Origin of the sequence: Pseudohongiella acticola (assembly GCF_001758195.1) — a bacterium.
GTDB classification, from domain to species: domain Bacteria; phylum Pseudomonadota; class Gammaproteobacteria; order Pseudomonadales; family Pseudohongiellaceae; genus Pseudohongiella; species Pseudohongiella acticola.
In genome coordinates this window covers 1,653,381-1,668,857 of the sequence record NZ_MASR01000001.1, presented here as the reverse complement: position 1 = coordinate 1,668,857, position 15,477 = coordinate 1,653,381, and the positions used below count along the sequence as shown (strand labels likewise).

General features: G+C 54.8%; 12 protein-coding genes and 1 tRNA gene. 2 read left to right on the top strand and 11 right to left on the bottom strand.

Annotated elements, in window-relative coordinates:
• Nucleotides 1-81 precede the first annotated feature (81 nt).
• The 4 genes from PHACT_RS07035 to PHACT_RS07020 form a co-directional block, all read right to left on the bottom strand.
• Nucleotides 82-1,656: a phosphoenolpyruvate carboxykinase gene (locus tag PHACT_RS07035; protein WP_070116534.1), complete on the bottom strand. Its 1,575-nt coding sequence runs from the start codon at nucleotides 1,654-1,656 to the stop codon at nucleotides 82-84.
• 92 nt (nucleotides 1,657-1,748) lie between these two features.
• On the bottom strand, nucleotides 1,749-2,171 hold the full coding sequence (locus tag PHACT_RS07030; RefSeq protein ID WP_245730617.1) for an RNA-binding S4 domain-containing protein: 423 nt from the start codon (nucleotides 2,169-2,171) through the stop codon (nucleotides 1,749-1,751).
• Nucleotides 2,158-2,847: a GMP/IMP nucleotidase gene (gene yrfG / locus PHACT_RS07025; RefSeq protein WP_070116533.1), complete on the bottom strand. Its 690-nt coding sequence runs from the start codon at nucleotides 2,845-2,847 to the stop codon at nucleotides 2,158-2,160. Before yrfG ends, PHACT_RS07030 begins: the two co-directional genes overlap by 14 nt.
• Before the next feature lie 99 nt (nucleotides 2,848-2,946).
• Nucleotides 2,947-3,369, bottom strand: coding sequence for a DUF4399 domain-containing protein (locus PHACT_RS07020; protein ID WP_070118206.1), 423 nt, complete (start codon nucleotides 3,367-3,369; stop codon nucleotides 2,947-2,949).
• Between the two features lie 297 nt (nucleotides 3,370-3,666).
• On the opposite strand from PHACT_RS07020, the gene PHACT_RS07015 reads away from it, so the two are divergent.
• On the top strand, nucleotides 3,667-6,735 hold the full coding sequence (locus tag PHACT_RS07015; protein ID WP_070116532.1) for a TonB-dependent receptor domain-containing protein: 3,069 nt from the start codon (nucleotides 3,667-3,669) through the stop codon (nucleotides 6,733-6,735).
• A 104-nt stretch (nucleotides 6,736-6,839) separates the two neighbouring features.
• Here PHACT_RS07015 and aspA read toward each other — a convergent pair whose 3' ends face one another.
• Nucleotides 6,840-8,285, bottom strand: a complete 1,446-nt coding sequence (aspA, locus tag PHACT_RS07010) for an aspartate ammonia-lyase (RefSeq protein ID WP_070116531.1) — start codon at nucleotides 8,283-8,285, stop codon at nucleotides 6,840-6,842.
• Nucleotides 8,286-8,389: 104 nt separating this feature from the next.
• Between aspA and PHACT_RS07005 the strand changes: the two genes are divergently transcribed.
• Nucleotides 8,390-8,563, top strand: a complete 174-nt coding sequence (locus PHACT_RS07005) for a YqaE/Pmp3 family membrane protein (protein WP_070116530.1) — start codon at nucleotides 8,390-8,392, stop codon at nucleotides 8,561-8,563.
• Nucleotides 8,564-8,704: 141 nt separating this feature from the next.
• Here PHACT_RS07005 and PHACT_RS07000 read toward each other — a convergent pair whose 3' ends face one another.
• From PHACT_RS07000 to PHACT_RS06975, 6 genes are all read right to left on the bottom strand, one after another.
• On the bottom strand, nucleotides 8,705-10,327 hold the full coding sequence (locus tag PHACT_RS07000) for a c-type cytochrome (RefSeq protein WP_070116529.1): 1,623 nt from the start codon (nucleotides 10,325-10,327) through the stop codon (nucleotides 8,705-8,707).
• A gap of 120 nt (nucleotides 10,328-10,447) precedes the next feature.
• Nucleotides 10,448-11,164: a helix-turn-helix transcriptional regulator gene (locus PHACT_RS06995; RefSeq protein WP_070116528.1), complete on the bottom strand. Its 717-nt coding sequence runs from the start codon at nucleotides 11,162-11,164 to the stop codon at nucleotides 10,448-10,450.
• 515 nt (nucleotides 11,165-11,679) lie between these two features.
• A tRNA-Phe gene (locus PHACT_RS06990) sits at nucleotides 11,680-11,755 on the bottom strand.
• Between the two features lie 118 nt (nucleotides 11,756-11,873).
• The gene (locus tag PHACT_RS06985; RefSeq protein ID WP_070116527.1) at nucleotides 11,874-12,173 is read right to left on the bottom strand and encodes an oxidative damage protection protein; all 300 of its coding nucleotides are present in this window, start codon (nucleotides 12,171-12,173) and stop codon (nucleotides 11,874-11,876) included.
• 9 nt (nucleotides 12,174-12,182) lie between these two features.
• A complete protein-coding gene (mutY, locus tag PHACT_RS06980) occupies nucleotides 12,183-13,247 on the bottom strand; it encodes an A/G-specific adenine glycosylase (RefSeq protein ID WP_070116526.1) in 1,065 nt (354 codons plus the stop codon).
• 30 nt (nucleotides 13,248-13,277) lie between these two features.
• The gene (locus tag PHACT_RS06975) at nucleotides 13,278-15,302 is read right to left on the bottom strand and encodes an AsmA family protein (RefSeq protein WP_070116525.1); all 2,025 of its coding nucleotides are present in this window, start codon (nucleotides 15,300-15,302) and stop codon (nucleotides 13,278-13,280) included.
• Nucleotides 15,303-15,477: the final 175 nt, after the last annotated feature.

Here is a 15,477-nt window from a genome sequence, read left to right as displayed (position 1 = left end):
TGACAGCCTTGATGCTGTCATTGTTCTCTGGGGGCGCCTTGGTCCGTTTGCAATGGCGGCCGGTTATAAAAGAGTGGCCGGTTACACCGGCTGCGGACCCGCGGCCACGATTGCGTCCGATACTTCAAAGCGCTTGAAGTTATTGTTGAACTGCCCGATCAGGTCAGCTGCCTTGGCGTCGTATTTTGCCGGGTCTGCCCAGGTGTTGCGCGGATTAAGCAATGCCGTGTCGACACCCGGAACCTGCATCGGAATGGTCAGATTGATTCCGGCCAGATGTTCGGTGTCGACATCACGCAGCGCGCCGCTCTGGATTGCGTGCAGCACGGAACGGGTGACCGGAATGCTGAAGCGCTTGCCGACACCATGCGGGCCGCCGGTCCAGCCGGTGTTAACCAGATAAACCTGACTGTTGAATTCAGCGATACGCTTGATCAGCAGGTCAGCGTATACGCCTGCCGGGCGCGGGAAGAACGGTGCGCCAAAGCAGGTCGAGAACGTAGACTTGATGCCATCGCCGGCGCCTACTTCGGTAGAGCCGACCAGCGCGGTATAACCGCTGAGGAAATGATACGCCGCTGCCTCAGGTGACAGAATCGATACGGGTGGCAAAACGCCGGTCAGGTCGCAGGTCAGGAAGACGATGGCCTTGGGTTCACCGGCGCGATTGGCCTCAATACGATTCCTGATATGCGTCAGCGGATAGCAGGCACGGCTGTTCTGGGTCAGTCGGGTATCGCTGTAATCAGCCACTCGCGTGTGTTCGTCGATGCTGACATTCTCAATCACTGAGCCGAATTTGATTGCATCCCAGATGACCGGTTCGTTCTTCTGGCTCAGGTCGATGCACTTGGCATAACAGCCGCCTTCCAGATTGAACACAGTGCCTTTGCCCCAGCCGTGTTCATCGTCGCCAATAAGGTAACGGTCTTCATCGGCAGACAACGTGGTCTTGCCGGTGCCGGACAGGCCAAAGAACAGGCAGACGTCACCTTCTTCGCCGACATTGGCAGAGCAATGCATGGGCAGCACGTCTTTGGCTGGCAGCAGGAAGTTCTGAACCGAGAACATGGATTTTTTCATTTCACCGGCATAACGCATGCCGGCCAGCAGGACTTTGCGCTGTGCGAAATTGATGATGACCGCGCCATCGGAATGCGTGCCATCACGCTCCGGCTCGCAGACAAAGTCGGGCGCACTCATGATCTGCCAGACATCTTTGTTATCCGGGTTGTAGTTGTTGGCCGCCTTGATAAACAGGGTGCTGCCAAAAAGGCAATGCCAGGCGTACTGGGCAGTCACGTGTACCGGTATGTAGTGTGCGGGATCCGCGCCCACATGCAGGTCGGCGGTAAACAGATCCTTATCGCCCAGATAATCACTCACTCGCTGCCACAGGGCATCGAACCGATCTGCAGGTAACGGCTGATTGACAGCGCCCCAGTCAATCAAGTCGCTGGTGCCGGGCTCCTGGACTACAAAACGGTCTTTTGGGCTGCGGCCGGTGCGATGGCCCGTTTCCACGACCAAAGCGCCATTGTCGGCAAGTTTGCCTTCCTGACGCTGCAGGGCCAATTCAACGAGCTGGCTGGGGGTGAGGTTGCGATAGATGGTGCGGTTATTGTCCTGGCGTGCTTCCTGAGCTGTTATTGTCATGCCTGTCGTCACCTTGTCTGTTAGTGTCGGCATTATGGCAAAAAAAGCCGGAAGTGAATACCTGATAGACACGCCCGCGGACGGCATCCAGGCTACTCGCGGCGGCCCTTCATGGCTTGGCGCAGGCGGCGGTCTTTTTTGTTGGGTTTTTCATGGGCGTGTTGCCCTGCTGCCTGCAGCTTGCGTTGCTCCGCCAGAGCCTCACGTTGCCGGATGCTGGCGTCGGTCTCGCAATACAGCTGCCGGGCTTCCGGCGCGCCACGCCGCTGTTCAGACAAGCCGGTGACGGTCAGAGTTTTTTCGTCCCAGCCCTGGCGGACAGTCATCTCTGTGCCCAGTCCGATCTCCTTGCCAGCCTTGGCCTTGTTGCCGCCAATCTGAACTTTACCGCCTTCAATGGCTGCTTTTGCCAGCGCCCGGGTCTTGAACAGACGGGCTGCCCACAGCCATTTATCCAGGCGAACCCGGGTTGTATCAGATTGATCTGTATTGCGACCTTTATCAGCGGCCATCATTGCTGGTGCCGGTTGCCTGAAGCAGTGGGGGCATTATCTGCTCAAAGTCATGCAGACAAACAAAATCATCGTGCTGTACCGGTGGGCGCTGACTGTCAGGCAAGGTAATGCCGAACAGGTGGCGAATGCCTTCCGAGCGGGCGCGCTGCAGCACATTAAAATTGTCATCAAACAGCACGGTTCGCGCCGGATCGTAGGGGGCCACCTGATGCAATGCACGCCAGAAACCCGGGTTTTCTTTGGCCAGGCCCAGATCATGCGAGCTGATGGTCTGCTGAAAATGCGTCTGCAGGCCGGTATGCTGCATTTTCAGTTTGAGGCTGCCAGGGTGGGCATTGGTGACCAGCAGCACATTCTTGTTGTGCGTCTGTAAACGGGTCAGCAAAGGCAGCACGTTGGGGCGGAGGGAGATTTTGTCGCGTGTTGCATCCTTCATGGCCTGAATATCTAGCTGCAGTTTATCCGACCAGAAATCGATGCAATACCAGTTCAGTGTGCCATGCAAGGCGCGATATTGTTGCTGCAGTTGCGACCAGGCAGCTTCTGCATCCATGCCGATGCGCTCACCATAGGTGGCGGGCACCAGCGTTTCCCAGAAATAATTGTCAAAATGCAGGTCCAGCAAGGTGCCGTCCATATCGAACATGACAGTGTCGATATCTGTCCAGTTCAGCATGTCGGCGCAGCCTTGTTGGTCGTTGGCAGGAATGCGTAACTCATGGTGCGTATTATGCCGCCACCACGCCAGTGGAACAAGGCATCGGTGGCGGCGGCTTTATTCCACTGTGATGGTAATTTTTTCGGACATCACCGGCGGGCTGTGCGGGATGTGAAGGTGATCACCCAGTACCAGCTGCAGGGTGTGTTGACCTGGTTCCAGCGTGACCGACGTCTGCGTCTGGCCCAGGCCGAAGTGCGTGACATCCGCGCCCATGGGCTGGCCCGCTGCCGGCAGCTCTTCCTTGTTGATCAACAGATGATGATGACCGGTGTTGGGCATGGCAATTCCGGCTGGCGCCACGCCCATGTTTGAAAGCCCGAACACCACGGTAACATTGGTGCCTACGGTATCCCCGTGCTGGGGCGACACAATATAGACCTTTGCACCCTCGGGTGCCGTTGAAGGCTGGGCAGCCAGAGTGGCGGCAAGGCCCAGAGCAGAAATGGCGGCCGCAGCAACAGCCAGTGCTTTTTTCATGTTTGTCATCATGGACTCCTGATTACTGAAAATGCCGGGAACGTTCGGCAGCCATTTATTAGATGTCAGGTGCTACTGATATACAAGTGTAACGGGGGTACATAAGGCGCGCGTCATAAATCGCTACAATTGGTCACAAACATATTGAAACGATCGTTTGACGGATATAGACTCCGTTTTGATCCTGGGCAATACCAGGATGTCGGCTATTCCACGTAGTTGTAGTTGTGGTGTTTTTTTCCGAAAACAAAAACAAACAACAGCAAAATAAGAACAAAAACTATAGGAGAGCGACCCATGCGAAATGTCTATCCAGGCAAACGCAAGTCCCTGGTATTGGCGATCATGATGGCCGGTACCGCACTTCCCGTCGCCGCGCAGGAACCTGAAATTGAAGAGGTTGTTGTAACCGGTTCCCTGATTCGTGGTACCCCGCTTGACGCCGCCCTGCCGGTTGAAGTTTTCTCCGCAGCCGAGCTGCAGGAAACTGGCAGCCCGACCGCACTTGATTTCGTCAAAACCCTGACCGCAGGCGGTCCCGTCACCGGGGAAGCCTATTACTTTGGCGGGTCCGGCAATACCGGTAACGTCAGTTTCAACCTGCGCGGTATTGGTTCGGACAAAACCCTGACGTTGTTCAACGGACGCCGTACACCGCAGAACTCTTCAGTATTCCCATCATCAGTCACCAGTCGTATCGAAATCCTCAAGGATGGCGCTGCAGTAACCTACGGTGCTGATGCGACCGGTGGTGTTGTCAACTTCATCACCGAAGACAACTTCGAGGGCTTCGAGCTCAGTTCCTCCTACAAAGGCGGTTTTGATTCGGACGGTGACTGGAGCGTATCCGCCAAAGCTGGCTGGGATGTGGGCGACAGCAACCTGATGGTGGCTGCCGAGTGGGATCACCGTTCACGCCTGCAGTCCGGCGAACGAGACTTTGCCAGTCTGCCTTATGGCGTCAACCCTGCGCCGTGGTCCGGTCTGACCAACCTGGCAGGCTGGGTGCCGCGAGCAGGCTTGCCTGCAACGCCAGGTAATACCGCGAACTCGGAATGGGGTACGCCTCTGGGCCTGGTTTCCGACTTTACCCAGTCTTCCTGTGAAGCGGTTGGCGGCGTATTTGTAGGTGCCTTTACCTGTAACTACGGCTATATCCCGTTCTACAACATCGTTGAAGAAAACGAGATTTATCGACTGTTTGGTCAGATCACCACGCAGATGTCAGATAGCATGGAGTTTTACGCACGTGCCGCTTACAGCCGTGTCCATACTCCCGAGGCTTATGGATCGCCCTCTCAGCCAGTGGTACGTGGGCCGGCGCAGACATCAGGTCTGACCTACCAGCTTTATGCGCCAGTGACCAACCCGTATGTTGATGAATTCGTGCAGCGCTCCGGCTGGGCCAATAACCCGCTGTCAGCCATTACGCAGGGGTTCACGCCCATCACCTACCGGGCCTTTGCTCACGGTGGTAATGACACATTCGCCAGCGATGGTCTGCACAGTACGCCCAACGAGAACGAGGCGCGATACTGGCACATCTCTACCGGTCTGACCGGCGAGTTCGAAAACCAGATTGCCTACGATTTTGCCATTACCTATAACCAGTTTGATGGCCGTGCGTCAGCGCCTGACATCATGGGCGCGAGACTGCAGAATGCTCTGTACGGTTTTGGTGGGCCCAACTGTAATGTTCAGGACCAGAACCCGGATCGTCTGGGCACACAGAACCCCGCCCTCGCCGGCGTGGGTGACTGTATGTACTGGAACCCGTTTGCCTCCAACTTTGCCAGTCAGCCGGAACTTGGGCTGGCAAACCCGAGCTATGATCCCAGCCTGCAGAACCCACAAGAGCTTCGCGAGTGGATTTTCAACGAGCGATACGGCGAAACCACCTCCTGGAATGCCACAGTAGACCTGGTGTTCAGTGGCCAGACCGGCATTGAACTGCCCGGTGGCAACATCGCCTGGGGTGCTGGTGTTCAGTACCGTGATACCAAGAACCGACAGACCGTGCCGGACCCGATCTACAATGGTGCGACACCGTGTTTCTGGCCGGAGCAGCGTCCGCTGGATCCGAATCATCCAGAGTACAATGGCTGTACGCCTGATGGCCCGGGCCCGTTCTTCTTCTTTGGCATCAATGAGCCCGACTCTACCACGCAGGATCAGCGTTCGGCATTCGCCGAATTCAATCTGCCGTTACTCGACTCACTGCAAATGACTGCAGCGGTGCGTCACGAAGCTTTCAGTGGGGACCTGAGTGCCACGGTGTACAAGGTGTCAGGCAAGTATGATATGACCGACAACCTGTCATTCCGCGGCTCCTATGGCACCAACTATCAGGCGCCGGGGGCTGACCTGGTGCCGGGTGAGGTCAATACGGGTGTTAACAGCTATACCATCGCTGGTGGTGACTGGCGCGGTGCTACAACCATTACCGCGACAGGCATTGAGCCGGAAACGGCGACAGTGTGGAGCACTGGGGCAATTTGGCAGTCAGAAGGATTTGATGCCTCACACGACTTCCAGTTTATTGTTGATTACTTCAGCATTGAAACGGAAGACGAGCTGGGTTTGTTGGCATCAGCGAATACGATTGCTGACTCGGTATTCAGCATTCCACCGCCCGGTTCCACCAGTGTGCCCACCAACCGCACTGCGCTGGCAGATTGTTCACACCCACTGATTGGGCGTGTGCAATTCAACGGCGGTGCGTGTAATCAGGGTGTCACGACGGCCAATGACTTTGCCAGTATCACGACTGAGTTCGGTAATGGTCCCGGCCAGACTACCAATGGTTTTGATATTCAGGCGCGTTACAGCTTTCCGGCGTTTGCCGGTGACATGCGTCTGGGCCTGACCCTGACCAAGGTAGAAGAGTTCACGTTTGGCGAAACCGTGCTTGATGGTTTCCAGTTGGATCCGGGTGATGAGCGCCTGGGAACATTGAACTTCGCCACTATTGCGCAGGCGGCTCCGGAGTGGCGCGCAAACCTGAACGTGAACTACGGGCAGGGCGATCACAATTTCCGTTTTGTGCTGAGCTACATTGATGGCGTTAAAGATGAGCGCTACTACAATGACGATGGCTCAATAAACGAAGCGGGTCTGGTTCCCAGTGGTTTCCAGCCGGGTACCACTACGCCGTTCGGACCTTCGTTCTATGGTGTTGACCCAGGCGGCTGGTTGTCAGGTGATCTCCACTGGATTTGGGATCATTCGTTCGCAACGTTCAGTGCTTCAGTGACCAACATCACGGATGAAGCACCGCCGGCTTCACGTCAGGAATTCGGCTACGATCCACGTATCGGCAACCCGCTGGGACGTGTGTTCGAAGTGGGTATCCGCAAGACGTTCTAAGGCGGACAGAGTAAAACGTTGAAGAAAGGGGCGACAATGGAGACGGAGGTTAGATTTGCTGCGCAAATCCCTCCGTCTCCATTGTCGCCCCTCGCTTTTTGTGTCTATTTGCGTTTGATGGCGCGTGGATTGACCATGTTCTCTGGTTTCAGGATTTCGACCAGCATGGCCTCGTCGAGCAGATTCTCTTCTCTCACCAGATCCAGCACACTGCGTCCAGTCTCCTGCGCGACGCGGGCAATACGTGTCGCATCTTCGTAACCGATATACGGATTCAGTGCCGTAATCAGGCCAATGGAGTTATTCACCAGTTCAAGACAGCGCTCGCGGTTGGCGGTAATGCCAACAATACAGCGTTCACGCAACATATCCATGGCGCGACGCAACAGGCGCATCGATTCCATGATCTTGTAGGCAATCAAAGGCTCCATGACGTTGAGCTGTAACTGGCCGTTCTCCGCTGCCATGGTGATGGCCAGGTCATTGCCGATGACCTGATAGGCTACCTGATTAACCGCCTCCGGAATTACCGGGTTTACTTTGCCGGGCATTATCGATGAGCCGGGCTGCTGGGGAGGCAGGTTGATTTCGTTGAATCCGGTTCGCGGTCCACTCGACAACAGGCGCAGGTCGTTACATATTTTTGACAGTTTGATGGCCAGGCGCTTGGTCATGCCGGAAAAAAGGACAAATGCCCCCATGTCGGATGTTGCTTCAATCAGGTCGCTTGCCAGTCGCATCGGATGACCGCACACTTCACTGAGGTGGGACACCGCCAGCACCGCGTAGCGGGGGTCGGCATTGATGCCGGTGCCAATGGCAGTGCCGCCCAGATTAACCTCGCGCAGCAGATCATAAAGACCAGCGATACGTTCAATGTCTTCGCCCAGTGTGGTGGCATAGGCGCCAAATTCCTGGCCCAGCGTCATCGGCACGGCATCCTGCAGCTGGGTGCGACCCATCTTGATGACATCATGAAACTCGTCCCGCTTTACCGCAAAAGCCTGTTGCAGCAGCGCGAGGCTGTCGACCAGTTCCGCATGTGATAACTGCAGTCCGACCCTGATGGCGGTCGGGTAGGCGTCATTGGTGGACTGAGACATATTGACGTCGTTATTTGGGTGCAAATGTTTGTACTCACCCTTGGCGTGCCCCATGTATTCCAGAGCCACATTGGCGATGACTTCATTGGCGTTCATATTGGTGGAGGTGCCGGCGCCGCCCTGAATCATGTCCACAACAAACTGCTCGTGAAATTCGCCGTCGATCAGGCGATCGCAGGCATGGGCGATAGCGTCGTACTTGGCTGCACTGAGTTCACCGATGTCGCGGTTGGCGGCGGCAGCAGCCTTTTTTACCATGGCCAGGCCCAGAATCAGCTTTGGGAAGTGTGCCAGTGGTACGCCAGACAACACAAAGTTCTCCAGCGCACGCTGAGTCTGGACACCGTAGTAAGCTTCCGCCGGCACGGCCAGAGGGCCTAGCAGGTCTTTTTCAATTCGGTGGGGTTGATCAACAAGCTGGTCCTGGCGAGGCGTTTCGACAATCATGATGTAAGCACTCCCGGTGGCCGTGCGAATGGGGCGTGAGCGCACGCCTGCCGGTGTATGTTATGGTGGAGACTCTTGGTTAGCAATCATGGAGAGGGAATATCATGGCATTTACACCGACAGATCCGATTAAAATGATTTTTGCTGTACTGTTGCCACCGCTGGGTGTCTTTTTTGAGGTAGGCATAAAATTTCCGTTCTGGCTCAATATCTTATTGACCATGCTGGGATTTATTCCAGGCGTTATTCATGCGTTTTACGTGATCTTTAAGCACTAGGAGTGCGTGGATCCTGAAACTTCGGGCTGCTGCCCGGAACCAGCGATCCCCGAGTCTCTGCGAGCCACATGCAAATCAGCCCAACACAAAAAAGCCCCGCTACCGCGAGGCTTTTTTGTGTTGGGCGCTAAAATCCGTAAGTTACAGATTGGCCTGTTGTTGTCCTGGTGACGCTGGCGGCATATCTGGCCCTGACAGACTCTTCAAAAACTCGATAACGGCCATGCGCTCCTCATTGCTTAAGGAGTCCCCCCAGGTGTGCCCCATCTTTCCTCTAGCAAAGTTATTGGTATTGTAAATATAGGTCATATCGATTCTAGCTCGACTCTTCTCCGGGGCGGCGGCAGCGGTGGCGGCCAGGTCATCGTATTGTCCTTGGGATAGTGTCGTGTACTCCATTCCCACACTTTCAAAATTATAGGCATAGGGGCTTTGATCCCTCACCCAGATTTCAGGACGTAGTTTTGAATTCAACACGGCTTCAATCGTGGGAACAGAGCCGTTGTGAAAATAGGGGGCTGTCGTCCACACGCCAACGAGAGGTGGTGGAATATATCCGATCCCTTCCAATGGTTTATCCACCGGCGTTAGTTCAGGCGTTCCTTGTGCCTCATAGTAAGTGGCGAGTTTATCAAGGTGTTCGATAACGGGCCCGAACTCTGCAATAACTTCGCTATAGCTGGGATCCGTTCCGACGTTTCTTAGTATTTCCGAACCGCTGTAGTTCACAATCCAGGACCCTGGCGAACTATAGTCTGGGGCAGAAGGGTTTTTGGTGTATTCGCCGTGGCATTGAAAGCATGCAGCAAATGTAGACCTGTCTGCCGGCTCCAGTTCCCCATGGAAAATTTGAGCTCCCATCTCTACAAGTGAGGCGTCCAGCTGCTCAGGATAGACCGGTGATACTGTTTCCCTGGCAAATGCCAGAGCTCGAGCCGTCATTTCAACATGCTCTGCATGGCGGTCGTTAATGCGCTCGTTTCCGATACTAAAATTCAGCGAAAAATGAGCCGCATCGTAAGGGCCACCATCGCCATACCAGTAATCACGAACTTTGTACTTCATGGTCCACCAGGGCATTGCCTGTACTGGCGGTCGTGTTGTGTTCTGCATGAGTTCCGTGAGCTCTGTCTCTTCGTCTGACGTTAACAGGCCAGTTTTTGCAGGATCGGCAAGGCTTGCCGCCAGGTTCCAGACGGCATACTGGCCATAGTTATCGCCTCGTACGACCTCTCCCCGAACATCGGTTAGAGCAGTTGCTTCCTGCAAGATGCTGTTACTGGCAAGTCCAGCAACAACCACGCCATTAACGACGCCAGCATGACAGGCAAAGCAATTCAGGCTTGCGTACTGCTTGCCGTCGCGTTCGAATGGTGAAAGACCAAGATCCAGGGGAGATCCGGCTTCTTCCGTCACTGAAGGAAGGGAGCCTTCACTGTAATACTTACCTGCCAGTGAAGAGGCATCATATCCTAGTGCGTCTGCCTGGTTGGCAGCAACCACCTGCTGAAACTGCAGAGCGCTTAAAGGTATTGCCAAATCAAACATCGTTCCGGAAAGGATCTGGTTCAGGCCGGCTGCACCTTCGTCCGTGTAAGCGCTTTCTTCGAAACCAAAGAAAGAAAGGGAAAATTCCTCTTCATTTGAGGAAGCACTACCAAAAAACAGAACCATCGGTCCGGCGAGCAGTGTCGCCGCTATGCCGCGTCTGACAGCAGGTTTTATTTTTAATAATTTCAATGTCTTAAGATCTTTGGGTGTCATGATTGGTCTCTTCTCCAAAAGATTCCGGGATGTCACATAGATATGACAATTGGAGAAGAGTATAGGATGCGGGCGAATGTTTCGCTTGTACCAATCGACTGACTTTTAGCCCCTGCCTGGCTAGTTGGAATCGAACCCGAAAGACACGCTGAATTTTTTATCCTTTATGTTGCTCGGCGGGCCTCCTGTAATTTCGGACACAGCTCGATGGTAGTGAGACAAGTCATGGAACCCTGCTTCCTGCGCTGCCTCAGTGAAGTTCATGCCCCTGGCCAGCATTGGTACGGTTTTCCAGGCAGATACATTGCGAATATACAAAGAGAGCGTGCATTGCATCTCTTGTTTAAAGAGTGCCCGCAATCTGGAATCTGAAAGATGTACGTGATCGGCGAGTGACTTGATTGTTATTTCATTGGCAGGATGTTTTTCCACAAGAGCACATACTTTGCTGATCCTGGGGTCGAGAGCACGGGCCGAATTTTTGTCACACAGCGTGTACATAACCGAGTCGAAGAGCCGGGAAATCTCTGCCTGGTTTAGTGTTTTGTTAAAATTTTCTCTACAAATTTGTTGAGTAGAGCGTAGTTCTGCAACGGTGAGTGGCCTTGAAGATCTTCCATCCAGGGCATGAAGCAAATCCCTATACGTTGGCGTCGTAATAAATGCATCGAAGGTGGTGATATGGGAATCGATTGCGCGAATGCTGGCGTCATTTACAGTCGGGCCGAGAATAATACCTTGAAAACTTTCTTCCCGATTCTTGTCGTCTCGAAACAAAAAGGGTTCGTTTGCGGCGATGACAACAGCAATAGACAGGCGGCGGATCGAAGAACTCATACTATTTTCAGGAAATGATATATCTCGCCTGAAGAAGCAGCGATCCCAAAAATGTATCCGATGTTTTTCCATCACGGATCTCTCTAGTGGTTTTTTTACACGTTGCCTCTAAATTAAGCTTTGTTCGGTGTTGTGATTGCTGAGAATACTATAGGGTGCTTTTGGTGCGCTATGGCGTAGCTAAAGGAGGGTATTTGGGAATCGTTTGAATATCAATGATTAAATGGTGCCCAGAGGCGGAAGAAGCCGAACTGCGTCAGGCCGATTGGCCTCTGCTAGGAGCTGACAGAAAGGCCTCACATACAAAAAAGCCCCGCTATTGCGAGGCTTTTTGTATATGGTGCCCAGAGGCGGAATAATCCAAACAGCTTTGGGCTGTTTGGCCCCTGCGGGCTTCGTGCTGTCGCACTCGTTGAAAACTGCTGCCGCAGTTTTTCGAACCAGGTCGGTGGCTCTCATCCGGCCTCTACGCTCCACATACAAAAAAGCCCCGCTATTGCGAGGCTTTTTGTATATGGTGCCCAGAGGCGGAATCGAACCACCGACACGAGGATTTTCAATCCTCTGCTCTACCAACTGAGCTATCTGGGCATATCTTTTCTTGCCTTGTTGAGGGGCTGCGTTTGAGGCTGCGGCCACAACAAGGCGCGTATTAAAACCGTTGCGGCGGCCTTAGTCAAGTCTTCGGGGCACAAAAGCCTGGCGTGATTTACTCGCCGTCCGGCTTTGAGTCCGGGTCAGCCTCAGGGGCGACATAGCCGCTGGCGCTGTCAAACGACTCATTGGCAAAGAAACGGTCCATCTGCTCCTGCAGATAGCGCCTGTCGTCAGCCGAGGCCATGCTCAGGTGCTTTTCGTTAATCAGCATGACCTGCTGTTTCTGCCAGTCCTGCCACGCCTGAGCGGAGACATTGTCGAACAGCTCCTGGCCTTTCGCTCCCGGATACGGCGGCATGGGCAGGCCCGGCAGTTGTTTCTGGTATTTCTTGCAGAATACGGTGCGACTCATGGTGTCCCTCTAAGATTGGTCTGTGTTTAGTGTGTGGTGTCCAGCCAGCCGGTCCAGCAATTTTTTGACCGGAGCAGCGAGGCCGAGCTTGAGAGAATGGTCCAGTGGATACCAAAGGTAACCGGCAGAATCCTTTACCTGCGGCGATGCTGCAGCACGCACCAGCACGGGTGTAATGTGCAGATGAAAGTGGCTGAACGTATGGCGCAGCGCGGGCCACCGCTCATCCTGTTCGCTGCCATGGCTTTGCAACCAGTCTGCCAGTGCCTGATCGTCAGCACACTCCGGCAGGCTCCACAGGCCGCCCCATAAACCGCTGGACTGACGCTGTTGCAACATGACCGTGGCATCGTCGTGATAACACAGAATCATGTATGTCTGTTTCTGCGGCAAGGTTTTTTTCGGTTTGCTGACTGGCAATTGCGAGGTGATGCCCTGGTTGTAGGCCTCGCATCCGGACTGCAGCGGACAGTTTGAGCAGGCAGGTTTGCTGCGAGTGCACACGGTGGCGCCGAGATCCATCATTGCTTGTGTATAGGCCGCAATCTCCTTCTGCGGCGTCGTGTCCTCGGCAATCTGCCAGAGCCGCGCCAGTGTTCGGGTTTCTCCGGACCAGCTTTGAATCGCGTGGTACCGGCACAGAACACGCTTTACGTTGCCATCCAGGATGACGCCGCGCTGTCCCATCGCCAGCGCCAGGATGGCCCCGGCGGTAGAGCGGCCGATACCGGGCAATGCGGTCAATGCCTCAATGTCGGGCGGGAACTCCCCCTGGTATTGCTCGCAAATCATCTGGGCGGTTCTATGCAGATTACGCGCACGGGCGTAGTAGCCCAGGCCGGTCCATAAATGCAGCACTTCATCCTGCGGTGCCGAGGCCAGTGATTGCACATCAGGAAAGCGCGCCATGAATCGCTGATAATAAGCAATGACCGTGCTCACCTGCGTCTGCTGCAGCATGATCTCCGACACCCAGACCCGGTAGGCCGTCGTGGACTGTTGCCAGGGCAGGTCATGACGGCCGTGCTGGTAAAACCACTCCAGCACGGCCTCGGTATCGATCAGATTAGTCAACGTGGTGTTCCGCCAAAGACTGTCAGCATGTTATTGGTTCTGGAACAGATCCTGAATCCGGTTGCGCAGCCGGTCAACCTGTTCACCCAGTGCCTCGCTGGCACGTTGCTGAATTTCGTCCCTGGCGATGGCTGCAAACACCTCGCGTACACGTTGCAGATCCGGGCTGCAGTATTGCAGCGCCGCATCGTCGAAAGCGGCATCGCAACGCACCGGCCAGGCAACATTCTGGAAATCTTCATTAACGCGTATGGTCTGTAATGCCGGTTCCCCAAGAATGGAGAAATCAAGACGGTAATCGAACTCACCCGCCGCCAGGTCAATGCCACCGGTACCGCTGATGTCAAAGTTGTCCAGGCGGACATTCAGCTCCTGATTGTCATCAATGCCATCAACAAAAATCAGGAATGCCTCGGCATTGTTGAAACGGACAACGTCGGGCCACTGCGCCGCGATATTGCCGCTTGGGCTGAGCACAGAAATGGCCGAGAACACGCGTTTGAGCATGGTGATGTTGACCGAGCTGTCATTGACCTGCAGTGTGCTGGCGCCATCTATACTGTCGAACAGCGCGTTTACCGTGTCGCCCTGCATCATATGGGTGGTGCTGGCATTAAAGCGGCCGGTGAAAAAATCCAGTCTTGGCATATCGGCGGTCAGGGCGCTGGCACTGATATTATTGAGCCCGGTCTCGACGGCCAGCTGTGCCGGCGATGCACTGGCATCAAGATTGATGGTGGCGTCCAGCTCGCCGTCATAGAATCCGACTGGCTGGGTGTCGATATTAAGCACACCGTCCTGCAGTTGCAGGCCGAACGCCACCGGCGCGAATTGCAGGCCAGACATAGCCAGTGATTCAAGTCGATGTTCGCCGCGGATATTCATGCTGCGCAGGAAATCAATGGGCAGTGCGGTGTCGGCGCTGCTGGTCACGGTCGCCGAGCCTGGTTGCGAGTCTGAAGCATCGGTGGCAGCAGCGGTTTCGGTGTTCGCAGTTGCCGGCAGCAGGGCATCCAGGTCGATTGCATCTGCTGTCAGGTTGTAAGCCAGTAATGCCTGCCGGGTGTCAGTGGCAAACAGGTAGTCGCCGCGTAACTCCGCTGTGGTCCCGTCCAGCGCAATGGTCAGTCCGCCAAGCGTAGCGCCGGTGCTATCGCCATTGGCCTGCAGGTTCTGAATGCTGAATTGCTGTTCATTGTGCGCAGGCATGCTGTCTTCATCAATGGCCATAAAGTTCGCCAGCAGATGACTCAGGTTAAAGGTATTGCTGGACAGACTGGTCTGCCAGCGCATGGCATTACGAAAATCGCTGACACTGAGGTCGCCGCTGAGTACCAGCGGGCTGACATTAAGCCGCAGGTCATCAAGATTGATATTGCCGCCGTTGAAATCGACCTGCGCGGTGGAGGCCAGTTCCATGGTCAGATCCTGACCGCTGACTTCATTGATCAGGCGCATACTGAGTTCGAGTGGGAAGGGGCGGTTCTCCAGGTTGGTGTTCTGGCTGCTCAGGTTTATATTCTGCAGGCGTGTGTCAATATTATTGCTCAGGTCGCGGACGGCGATACTGGCATTAATGACGCGTATTTCGGCAATGTTAATGTCTATGGGAAGGTCAGTACTGCTGGCGCCGGGCTGTTCCGGCGCCGCCGGGCTGCTGTCAGTGTTAACCAGCCAGTTGGCCTGACCCTGAGCATCAACAAACCAGTTGATATGCAGGTTTTCGGCTACCAGTTCCTGTACGGCCAGGTTTCCGTACAGCAGGCTGCCGATATCAAGCTTCAGTGCAATATTGGAGAAGGCGGCCAGTTCCTGCGGCGTGACGCCGTTGCGCAGACTGACATCAGTTATGCTCAGGCCAAACACTGGGCGGAATGTCCAGTCGATGTCCCCGTTGATGCGCAGTTGCATGTCCGCCTGTTGCGAGACAGCTGTTTCAATCGCGGGTTTGTAGCGATTGGGGTCGATGACAGAGAACAGAATGAACGCCAGCACGACAGCAAATACTGCCAGGCCGGCCAGCAGGAAAATCAGATACTTGAATAGTTTCGACATAGATTCTGGCGTCCCGTACCGCAATGTGGGGGAAGGACTTAAAAGTTTAACGGATTAGTGCGGCCAATGCACGATTCGCCGAGGCGGTTCAGGTGGCTGTAGCGTAGCAAAGAGTGCAGATACAGAAAGGCCCGCGAGCAGTACTCGCGGGCCTTCGGCTGGCTCACTCCCTGAG

What these genes read in the sequence shown, in the direction of transcription:
- PHACT_RS07035 (WP_070116534.1), bottom strand. Translation starts at nt 1,656, where the DNA reads ATGACAATAACAGCTCAGGAAGCACGCCAGGACAATAACCGCACCATC.
- PHACT_RS07030 (WP_245730617.1), bottom strand. Translation starts at nt 2,171, where the DNA reads ATGATGGCCGCTGATAAAGGTCGCAATACAGATCAATCTGATACAACC.
- yrfG (WP_070116533.1), bottom strand. Translation starts at nt 2,847, where the DNA reads ATGCTGAACTGGACAGATATCGACACTGTCATGTTCGATATGGACGGC.
- PHACT_RS07020 (WP_070118206.1), bottom strand. Translation starts at nt 3,369, where the DNA reads ATGAAAAAAGCACTGGCTGTTGCTGCGGCCGCCATTTCTGCTCTGGGC.
- PHACT_RS07015 (WP_070116532.1), top strand. Translation starts at nt 3,667, where the DNA reads ATGCGAAATGTCTATCCAGGCAAACGCAAGTCCCTGGTATTGGCGATC.
- aspA (WP_070116531.1), bottom strand. Translation starts at nt 8,285, where the DNA reads ATGATTGTCGAAACGCCTCGCCAGGACCAGCTTGTTGATCAACCCCAC.
- PHACT_RS07005 (WP_070116530.1), top strand. Translation starts at nt 8,390, where the DNA reads ATGGCATTTACACCGACAGATCCGATTAAAATGATTTTTGCTGTACTG.
- PHACT_RS07000 (WP_070116529.1), bottom strand. Translation starts at nt 10,327, where the DNA reads ATGACACCCAAAGATCTTAAGACATTGAAATTATTAAAAATAAAACCT.
- PHACT_RS06995 (WP_070116528.1), bottom strand. Translation starts at nt 11,164, where the DNA reads ATGAGTTCTTCGATCCGCCGCCTGTCTATTGCTGTTGTCATCGCCGCA.
- PHACT_RS06985 (WP_070116527.1), bottom strand. Translation starts at nt 12,173, where the DNA reads ATGAGTCGCACCGTATTCTGCAAGAAATACCAGAAACAACTGCCGGGC.
- PHACT_RS06975 (WP_070116525.1), bottom strand. Translation starts at nt 15,302, where the DNA reads ATGTCGAAACTATTCAAGTATCTGATTTTCCTGCTGGCCGGCCTGGCA.